We start from the raw sequence: 8,663 nt of genomic DNA on the forward strand, positions 1-8,663 counted from the left end.
CGACTATTACAATAACGTCAGAACGCATCGATCCTTGAACAAGGACGCGCCGATTTCTCGCCCGGTTCAGCGAACCGTGCGATCAGTTCACGCGCCATCCTGGGCGGACTTCATCACCACTACGCCCGAGCTTAAGTTTTCGGTACACACAGGCGGCGACAGGCGGTTTTCCGCATAGATGGATAGAGCGCCAAGTTTGGCGTGCAGTGCGGCATCGGAGCCTTGCTGTTTGCTTGCCAGTACACGGTGGCGGTCCCTCCCTCTCCTGGTCCGCAAACCGCGGTGATGATCGTTGATGCTTCTGACACACTGATACGCGCTGCGGCATTCGATCATGTGCAGGCGGCTGTGTGAGGTCCACGATCACCTAACGGCGGTGGAGCTGAAGCAGGGGGTTTACGTCGAGTGTCGAGCAATCCCGCTCATCGACAGGCTGGTCCTCTCAGCGAGCCGGCGCCGACGCACCCGGCGCAGCGCCGGTGACCTCCATCTGCGGATTGACCCTTAGCGTCAGGGCCACAATGCTGCCGACCAGAGCGCAGCCGCCCAGGACCAGCAGCCCGGCCGTGAAGTTGCCGGTCGCGTCTTTGAGGTAGCCCATGAGGAACGGTCCGGCGAAGCCGGACAGATTGCCGAGCGCATTGATCGCGGCGATCCCGGCCGCAGCCGAAGTGCCCGTCAGGAAGGCGCTCGGTATTGGCCACAGCAGTGGGGGCGTTGCGGAGACGCCGATCTGGCTCAGGCAGAGCAAGCCCAGCACCAGCGCCGGCGCGGAGACGAGGCCCGCGCCCGCAAGGCCGACCGCGGCGAGGAACATGGCAAAGCAGACGTGCTCCCGACGCTTCAATGTGCGGTCGGAGTTGCGGCCCAGCAGCACCATCCCGACGGCGCCAAACAAGAAAGGCACCGCAGACAGCAGGCCGGTCTGGAAGTTGCTCACGCCGAAGTTCTTGATGATCGTCGGCAAGAAAAACGCCACACCATAGCTCGCCGCGTTCAGACAGAAGTAGACGAACGCGCAGGCAAGGACGCGGAGGTCGGTGAGCGCCTTAACGATGCCCACATGCTCGACCGCCACCTTGTGCTGCCTTTCAGCCTCCAGCCGTCGTTCGAGCCAGCCCCTCTCGTCGTTGGCGAGCCACGCCGCGAGCGCCGGCCGGTCGGTCAGGTAAAAGATGACCCCGAAAGCCATTAGGATCGAGGGCAAGGCTTCGAGGATGAAGAGCCATTGCCAACCATCGAGTCCGGCGCCGGAAATGTTCAGCAGAGCCCCGGAGATCGGTCCGCCCGCAATCGACGAGAAGGGGATGGCCAGCATGAACAGCGAGACAACCCGGGCCCGGTAGACCGACGGGAACCATAGTGTCAGGTAGAAAATGATCCCGGGAAAGAAACCCGCCTCGGCGAGACCGAGCAGGAAACGGAGGATGTAGAACACCCATTCGGTCGAGATCCCGGTGGCCGCTGAGATCGGGGCGATGAAGGCGAACAGAGCAGAGATGATCCCCCAGCTTAACATGATGCGAGCGATCCAAAGCCGTGCGCCGAACCTGTCCAGCGCGAGGTTGGATGGTACTTCGAACAGAAAGTAGGAGATGAAGAACAGGCCCGCGCCAAAGCCGTAAGCCGCCTCCGACAGGCCGAGCGCCGAGTTCATCTGGAGTTTGGCGAAACCGACGTTCACCCGGTCGAGGTACGCGACGAAGTAGCAGACGAACAGGAAGGGCAGCAACCGCCACATCAGCTTGCGGATGGTCCTTGCTTCGATCTCGTCCATGGCACCGCTACCTCCCTGCTCTTGGCTAGTGGGGGAGCGCTCAGACGGCCAGGTTTGCCGATCGTACATGGCGGTGCGGCTGAACACGACCTCGATACCCCAAGTTTATTCGCGGGATTTGGTTCCCGGCTTACCGGTCGCGCCACGCGGCGGCGTTACGCGCTTCGTGCAGTCAAGCAACGGCGTCACCAAGCCTCATTCCGCATGGCTGTCATAACGACCTACAGACCGACATTAGGCGGCCCGGGATAGCGAGCGCCTCTTCTGGCGGAGATATCGCGTAATCTCGGGCAAGATCGCATTCAGTACCCTGTCCGCGCCCGCCGCCCTTGCGGCCATCTCGACGTCCTAGTGCATGTGGTCGAGCTCGGCAATCGAGTGCGCGTCCGGATTGATGCTTAGCATGCAGCCGAACTCGAGGGCCGTCTGGTGCCAGCGCCAGTCCAGGTCGAGCCGCCACGGGTGAGCATCCAGTTCACGCAACTGAAGCTTCCTAGAATTTCAACGTCGTGCGCAGGCCGAAGACCGCCGCGTTCTTGAGCGCTCGGCCCGACATTGGACCGGTCGGGTCCGTCGCTCCGCCGCCCGGCCGGATGATGTATTGGAAATTGGGCTGGAGGGTCCAGCCGTCCCGCAGCTGATACTGATACACCGCCGTGAGGAGTCCTTCGGAGCTGCGCACCGGCCACGCCGGGCCGGCGAGTGCGCGATAGTCAAAGTCGAGCGCCTGGGCTCGCTTCGAGACGTGCGCGTAGCCCGCCGCGATCCCGAACTTGTCGTCCGGCCGTTTGTCGCTGAGGCCGATGAATTCGAGGCCGGCGTCGGCGTACAGATTGATCAGATTGCGGTCGGCCGGAGCGCCGGAGATACGAGCGAATACGCCGATCCCACGATCATCGCTTTTGGGCACGCGATAAAGCTGCTGCTCGAAGACCGCCCAGCCGCCGATGTCGCCCACCAGCATGAGTGGAGTGCCGCTGCTGGTCGGCGCCGCAAGCGAAACGCCGTTGCTTGCGAGTTGAAGGTCGGAGAATTGCCCGAAGTGACGCCATCCGCCGAACTTGACCTGGCCGGTCAGATTGGGATCGCCCTTCTTGTTTCATAGGCTTACGAGGTCGAAAATGGCCCGCCTCACTAACTGAGGAGGTCGCCATGACCGAAGTCTCAAGCGTAGTCTCTAAACGTGTCCCCTGGAACAAAGGAAGGATCGTAGGAGCGAAGCCGCCCCTTCGCCCGAAGCACGTCTGGTCGATACGGACAAAGCTCCAGGTCGAAGGTCGGGTCCGGGATCTCGCTCTGTTTAACCTCGCCATCGACAGTAAGCTCCGTGGTTGCGATGTCGTGTCACTCAAGGTCGAAGACATCGCGCGCAGCGGCTATGCAACCGATCGCGCGACTGTTCGGCAGAAGAAGACCGGTCGGCCGGTCAAGTTCGAACTGACCGAGGCAACGCGACAAGCCATCGACGACTACCTCAAGGAGGCCGGCAAGAGGCCGAAGGACTATCTGTTCACCGGTCGGCGGGGCTCCAACTGCAGTCCGACGACACGGCAGTACGCGCGCCTGCTCGCTGAGTGGATTGCCAGCGTGGGCTTGGATCCCCACCTTTTCGGGACACACTCACTGCGTCGAACAAAGGCGACCTTGATCTATCGGCGCACCGGCAACTTGCGTGCCGTGCAGCTCTTATTGGGTCATACGAAAATCGAAAGTACCGTTCGATACCTCGGGATCGAGGTCGACGACGCCCTCACAATAGCAGAACAAGTCGACGTCTGAACTACGAGGGCGGCGCGGACGAACTCCGCCCTCTTGAAATAGGCAGCTCAGGGCCATGTGCGGACTTGCTGCCCTCCTTCACCGGCACCTCGATTTGAAGTGGTCTTTCGGAGGCAGGCATGTCAAAGCTCCTCGAAAACTCGAATTGGTGAGCTTGCACGGGAGCGCAACCTGATCATAGTTGTTTAGATCCTGAGGGCGCACATCAAACGCCCTCGTAGACCAACCTGGTGAAGAGGGCCGGCGTGATGAGGAACTGCCCCCATTTCGCGTCAAATTGTTCGGTTGGCTTGGCGGCGATGGTCTCGTCGAGGGAGCGGCCAGAGCGCTTGAGCGTTGCGACCTTCTCCCGGATGGCGACGAGCATGTCCCGATAGACTATCAGCTCATCCTTGTTGCTCACCGCGCTGGCACGGTCGGGCATGTTGTGGCCGGGAATGACGATGGTCTTGCTTCCGGCCGCGGCAATGTTCACGTTGGCGGCCTTGATCATCCCGTCAATGTTCCCGCCAGTCGAATAGTCGATGAATGGATAGAAGCCATTCCAGTAGCTATCCCCGCAGTGGAGAATATCAGCCTCGGCGAAGGTAACCGAGATGTCGCTGTCCGTATGCGCGGGGCCGTAGTGTTTCAGATTGAGCGTCGAGCGGTTGATGCTGATGGTCTTTTCCGAAGAGAATACCTCGGTCGGCACCGCGGCCAGAGGCGGCGAAGGAAAATTGTAGTCCCAGTCCGCGACTCTCTGGGCGGTCAGCAGATGCTTGTGTGTGTTCTCGTGGGCGAGAATGGCGGCGCCTTCCTCGTTTAGCCACTGGTTGCCGTCGGTGTGATCGAAGTGCCAGTGGGTGTTGATCAGGTGCTTGATCGGATCGCGGCTAAGGGTGCTGACAGCCTCCAGGATGCGCGGTCGGGTTGCGGAAATGCCGGCATCTACGAACAGCTTGCCGTCTTCGCCGGTCAGAACCGCGATATTGCCGCCGGACCCCTCAATGACCGTCACATTGCCGCGCAATTTGTGAACTAGAACCGGCATTGTCGCTGCGGCATCGCGGATCGTATCGACAATATTCCGTGACTCGGCGAAGGCTTCGGCGGGCTTCAACCAGCCACGATTCGTACCGAGGCCGGCGGCGACGGCACAGCATATGCAAAAGCTGCGCCGTGACAGGATCTGCGGGGTGCGCGCGGACATCGGAGGCTCCTTTGATAAATTGGACGGGATCCAAGTGTTGGTCGTCGTTGGACCCGGACTCAGGCTGCGCCGCTCCTTGGCGCGCCTAATCTCGTGCCTCGATGAAGGCCAGCAGATCTTCGTTGATCACATCGGCATGGGTGGTGAGCATACCATGGGGAAACCCGGGATAGATCTTCAGCGTCGCGCGGCTCAGGAGCTTCGCCGAAAGCGGGGCGGCGTCCTTGTATGGCACAATCTGATCGTCATCTCCGTGCATCACAAGCGTTGGCACAGTGATGGCTTTCAGGTCCTCGGTAAAATCGGTTTCGGAAAAGGCCTTGATGCCCTCGTAATGCGCATTGGCCGCGCCCATCATGCCTTGGCGCCACCAATTCGCGATGATACCTTCCTGGGGTTTGGTACCGGGCCGGTTGAACCCGTAAAACGGACCGGACGCGACGTCGCGATAGAACTGGGTGCGATTAGCGGCGAGGCTCGCACGCAGGCCGTCGAATACTTCGATGGGCAGACCATTCGAGTTGTTCGGGTTCTTCACCATGATCGGTGGCACGGCGGACATCAATACCGCTTTGGCGACCCGATCCCGGCCATGGCGCGCAACGTAGCGCGTCACCTCGCCACCTCCCGTGGAATGCCCAACGTGGACGGCATCGCGCAGAGCCAGATGGTCTACAACTGCGGCCGCGTCTGTAGCGTAGTGATCCATATCGTGGCCGCCGGAAACCTGGCTGGAACGCCCATGGCCACGGCGATCGATGGCGATTACTCGGTACCCACGCTGGACAAAAAACAGCATTTGCGTATCCCAGTCGTCGGCGCTCAATGGCCAGCCATGATGAAAGACGATCGGCTTTCCTTGGCCCCAGTCCTTATAGAAAATCTGGGTACTGTCTTCGGTCTCAACGTACGGCATGTCGACTCACTCCTGTCTTAGAGTTCTTCGTCTTCAACGGCCGGTTGATCATTCGGTATGGGTGGTTCACCCATTTGAAATGGGCCGAATGCCTAGCCCCCGATAGCAGAAGCCGCTGCGGCGCCTTTGCATAGGGGCAGATGCGTGACAAACTGAGTCAGTTTTGCAGGTTTTTTTATGTAACAGATGGCGCTGTCGGTTTTTCGAAGAGGCGGATATGTCTGAGACGTACCGGTACGAGGACATCGTGCGAACGATGAGTGGGCTGATTGAGCGCGGCGTGCTGCGGCCCGGCGATCGTATGCCTTCGCTGCGATACACGTGTAAAAAAAGCGGATCCAGTTTGGGTACGATAATGCACGCTTATGCGCGACTCGAAGACCTCGGCATCATCGAGGCACGGCCGAGATCCGGCTACTACGTGCGCTCACGTCCGTCACGGCGCGCCCCAGAGCCCGTGACGTCATCGCCTCCAGCGGAAAGTACAGAGGTCGACGTTGCTCACTTGGTGTTCGACGTGCTGGAGACGATCAAGCGGCCTGAGATCGTGCCCTTGGGATCAGCCTTCCCGAGCCCCGAACACTTTCCTACTGAGAAGCTGAACAAGGCGGCGGCCGATGCGGCGCGCCGATTGCCCGTGTGGAGCAGCGTCAGAGATTTGCCACCGGGCAACGTTGAATTGCGCCGGCTTATCGCGTTGCGCTACGCGGAAGCGGGAGTAGACATTGCACCAGACGATATCGTCATAACCTGCGGCGCGATGGAGGCGATCAATCTCAGTCTGAACGCCGTTGCGAAGCCGGGCGACATCGTTGCGATCGAGTCGCCGACCTTCTACTCAACCTTGCTTTCTATTGAGCGAATGGGGATGAAGGTAGTTGAGATTGCGACGAGCCCTCGCGACGGCATTGATCTGCCCTCGTTGCGGAACGCACTGAGCTCCCTTGAAGTCGCAGCCTGCGTCGTCATGCCGAATTTTCAGAACCCACTCGGGGCTTTGATACCGGACGAGAAGAAGCGGGAACTGGTTGCCATGCTGGCAAGAACCAACACCCCCCTCATCGAAGATGATGTCTACGCGGAACTCTATTACGGCAAGTCGAAACCTCGCCCCGCAAAGTCGTTTGATCGGTCAGGGCTCGTTTTGCACTGCGGGTCCTTTGCCAAATGTCTCGCGCCGGGGTCCCGAATCGGGTGGGTCACACCCGGCAGGTTTATGTCGGAAGTCGAGCGTTTGAAGTTCATCAGTACCATTTCAACGTCGTCGTTGCCGCAGGCCGCGCTGGTAGAATATCTAAAACACGGTGGCTATGAGCGGCATTTGCGGGGATTTAGGCAACGTCTGATGGAAGCACTTGCAGCCATGACGGAAGCGGTGACGACGCATTTTCCTGCAGGTTGCCGCCTCACGCAGCCCCAAGGCGGTTATATGCTTTGGGTCGAAATGCCGAATTCAATTGATGCGTTGCGCCTGTACCAACTTGCGCTGGCGAACGGGATCAGCATTGTCCCCGGACCGCTCTTTTCAGCAAAAAGGAAATACGAGAATTTTGTCCGCCTGAACTATGGTCATTATCACGTCAAATCGACTGTGGAAGCAGTGCGGACATTGGGCCGCCTTAGTGCTGATCTCATGCGGTAACGGCATATGTCGTCCTGACGATGGTCTTTGCCAGCAGTTAGCTCGAGCCTGAATTACTCCCCTCCGCCCTACAATCCTCGGATTTTGCATAGTCGATTCTTGCGTTTGATTGTGAGCCGGAAAATTACCCGGAGGGAAGGAAAGCGCGTCACGCTCCAAGCCAAATGGTTTATTGCAGGTTGTGGGCTTGGTCACCGGCAAAACGGTTGCTTCCGTGGGTGTCAGGCGGTCGAGTGATCCTTATGCCGCAGAATGCTTCATCCGGGCCGTTCCGGCTTGCTCCTTACAAGCGGCTGCCAAATGGCCAGATTGGCGTAGACCTTGATTGTTTCGCGCCGATCGCTGCACTGTTTTACCTTCTCGCAATCGTAGGCTTGTGCTGTCTCTTTCTGTGACGCTTCCCGATCCGCGATTACATCGCTAGTACGTGACGTGGTTGGTTGCACTTTGCCGGAAGTCCGGTTGGGGTCATTCGCGTCGGTTTGGCCGCGTACCCACGACTTCCCCTCTACGCCTATAAACAAACATCATTACCGGGCGAGCCGGACCTCCAGCCGGGCGCTTCGAAGGGACTAAGTCATCTCAACGACGTTGTATGCCGCTATCGGACGACGCAACCCCTTGAGCGTCAGTTCACCCACGGGCTCCGCGGTCGCCCTCGCGTCAAGCGCCTCCCGCACCTTACCATCAACGAGAATCTGACCGTCGCGCGCCTCCGCGCAAAGACGGGCAGCTAGATTCACCACGGTACCGATCGCGCTGTACTCAGAACGTCCCTCAAAACCGATGGCGCCGAGCGTCGCATATCCATACGCAATGCCGACTCCAAAACCAAGCTCATGTCTTTCACGCCGCCACTTATTCGACAATTCCAATAGGCGGGTTCGCATCGCGACCGCCATTTGGACAGCTCGGTTGCATGGATCTGCACAAGGTATCGGATCGCCGAAAATCACCATGATTCCGTCGCCCAGGAACCTCTCCAATGTGCCTTCAAACTGGTGCACGAGGGCGCCTAAGGCGGCATGATATTCTTGCATCACCGCCATCACCTCTTCGGGTTCAGCAGTCTCTGCGAACGCGGTGAAACCGCGAAGGTCACCGAAGACTATCGTTACCTGTCTGCGGTGGCTCGCCAACGGCTCATATGTCGATGAAGAAAGAATCAACTCCGCTATTTGCGGCGACAGAAACCGCTTCAAACGGCTGACCCGTTCAATTTGCACAACTTGCTCCTCAACACGCTGCTCGAGCCTTCTATTCCACTCGGCGAGCTCGAGAGCCTGGGCTTCAGCTCGATCATGCAACTCTTTAATTCGGAGCATGGAGCGCACACGCGCAACGAGGGCTGCATGGT

The 8,663-nt window shown here is 59.4% G+C and carries 6 protein-coding genes and 2 pseudogenes; 2 read left to right on the forward strand and 6 right to left on the reverse strand.

Features of this window, described 5'->3' with window-relative positions:
* Positions 1-442: 442 nt before the first annotated feature.
* From AC5ZG5_RS45090 to AC5ZG5_RS45100, 3 genes and pseudogenes are all read right to left on the reverse strand, one after another.
* Positions 443-1,777 carry an MFS transporter gene (locus tag AC5ZG5_RS45090; protein WP_456647061.1) on the reverse strand — a complete coding sequence of 445 codons (1,335 nt, stop codon included), beginning with the start codon at positions 1,775-1,777 and terminating at the stop codon, positions 443-445.
* A 234-nt stretch (positions 1,778-2,011) separates the two neighbouring features.
* Positions 2,012-2,254, reverse strand: a pseudogene (locus AC5ZG5_RS45095) (DNA polymerase/3'-5' exonuclease PolX); the annotation flags it as partial.
* A gap of 16 nt (positions 2,255-2,270) precedes the next feature.
* Positions 2,271-2,861, reverse strand: a pseudogene (locus AC5ZG5_RS45100) (carbohydrate porin); the annotation flags it as partial.
* Between the two features lie 68 nt (positions 2,862-2,929).
* On the opposite strand from AC5ZG5_RS45100, the gene AC5ZG5_RS45105 reads away from it, so the two are divergent.
* Positions 2,930-3,556 carry a tyrosine-type recombinase/integrase gene (locus AC5ZG5_RS45105; protein ID WP_456647062.1) on the forward strand — a complete coding sequence of 209 codons (627 nt, stop codon included), beginning with the start codon at positions 2,930-2,932 and terminating at the stop codon, positions 3,554-3,556.
* A gap of 205 nt (positions 3,557-3,761) precedes the next feature.
* Here AC5ZG5_RS45105 and AC5ZG5_RS45110 read toward each other — a convergent pair whose 3' ends face one another.
* Together AC5ZG5_RS45110 and AC5ZG5_RS45115 are read right to left on the reverse strand one after the other, a co-directional pair.
* Positions 3,762-4,748, reverse strand: a complete 987-nt coding sequence (locus AC5ZG5_RS45110; RefSeq protein WP_456647063.1) for an MBL fold metallo-hydrolase — start codon at positions 4,746-4,748, stop codon at positions 3,762-3,764.
* An 85-nt stretch (positions 4,749-4,833) separates the two neighbouring features.
* On the reverse strand, positions 4,834-5,664 hold the full coding sequence (locus tag AC5ZG5_RS45115; RefSeq protein ID WP_456647064.1) for an alpha/beta fold hydrolase: 831 nt from the start codon (positions 5,662-5,664) through the stop codon (positions 4,834-4,836).
* A gap of 217 nt (positions 5,665-5,881) precedes the next feature.
* Between AC5ZG5_RS45115 and AC5ZG5_RS45120 the strand changes: the two genes are divergently transcribed.
* On the forward strand, positions 5,882-7,306 hold the full coding sequence (locus AC5ZG5_RS45120; RefSeq protein WP_456647065.1) for an aminotransferase-like domain-containing protein: 1,425 nt from the start codon (positions 5,882-5,884) through the stop codon (positions 7,304-7,306).
* Between the two features lie 572 nt (positions 7,307-7,878).
* Here AC5ZG5_RS45120 and AC5ZG5_RS45125 read toward each other — a convergent pair.
* Positions 7,879-8,663 (reverse strand): adenylate/guanylate cyclase domain-containing protein (locus AC5ZG5_RS45125; protein ID WP_496165550.1); only part of this gene is annotated, 785 nt, incomplete at its 5' end.

It is taken from the genome of Bradyrhizobium sp. Ses1 (assembly GCF_059512365.1).

Coding starts and splice junctions, on each gene's coding strand:
- AC5ZG5_RS45115 (WP_456647064.1), bottom strand. CDS start 5,664: ATGCCGTACGTTGAGACCGAAGACAGTACCCAGATTTTCTATAAGGAC.
- AC5ZG5_RS45105 (WP_456647062.1), top strand. CDS start 2,930: ATGACCGAAGTCTCAAGCGTAGTCTCTAAACGTGTCCCCTGGAACAAA.
- AC5ZG5_RS45120 (WP_456647065.1), top strand. CDS start 5,882: ATGTCTGAGACGTACCGGTACGAGGACATCGTGCGAACGATGAGTGGG.
- AC5ZG5_RS45090 (WP_456647061.1), bottom strand. CDS start 1,777: ATGGACGAGATCGAAGCAAGGACCATCCGCAAGCTGATGTGGCGGTTG.
- AC5ZG5_RS45110 (WP_456647063.1), bottom strand. CDS start 4,748: ATGTCCGCGCGCACCCCGCAGATCCTGTCACGGCGCAGCTTTTGCATA.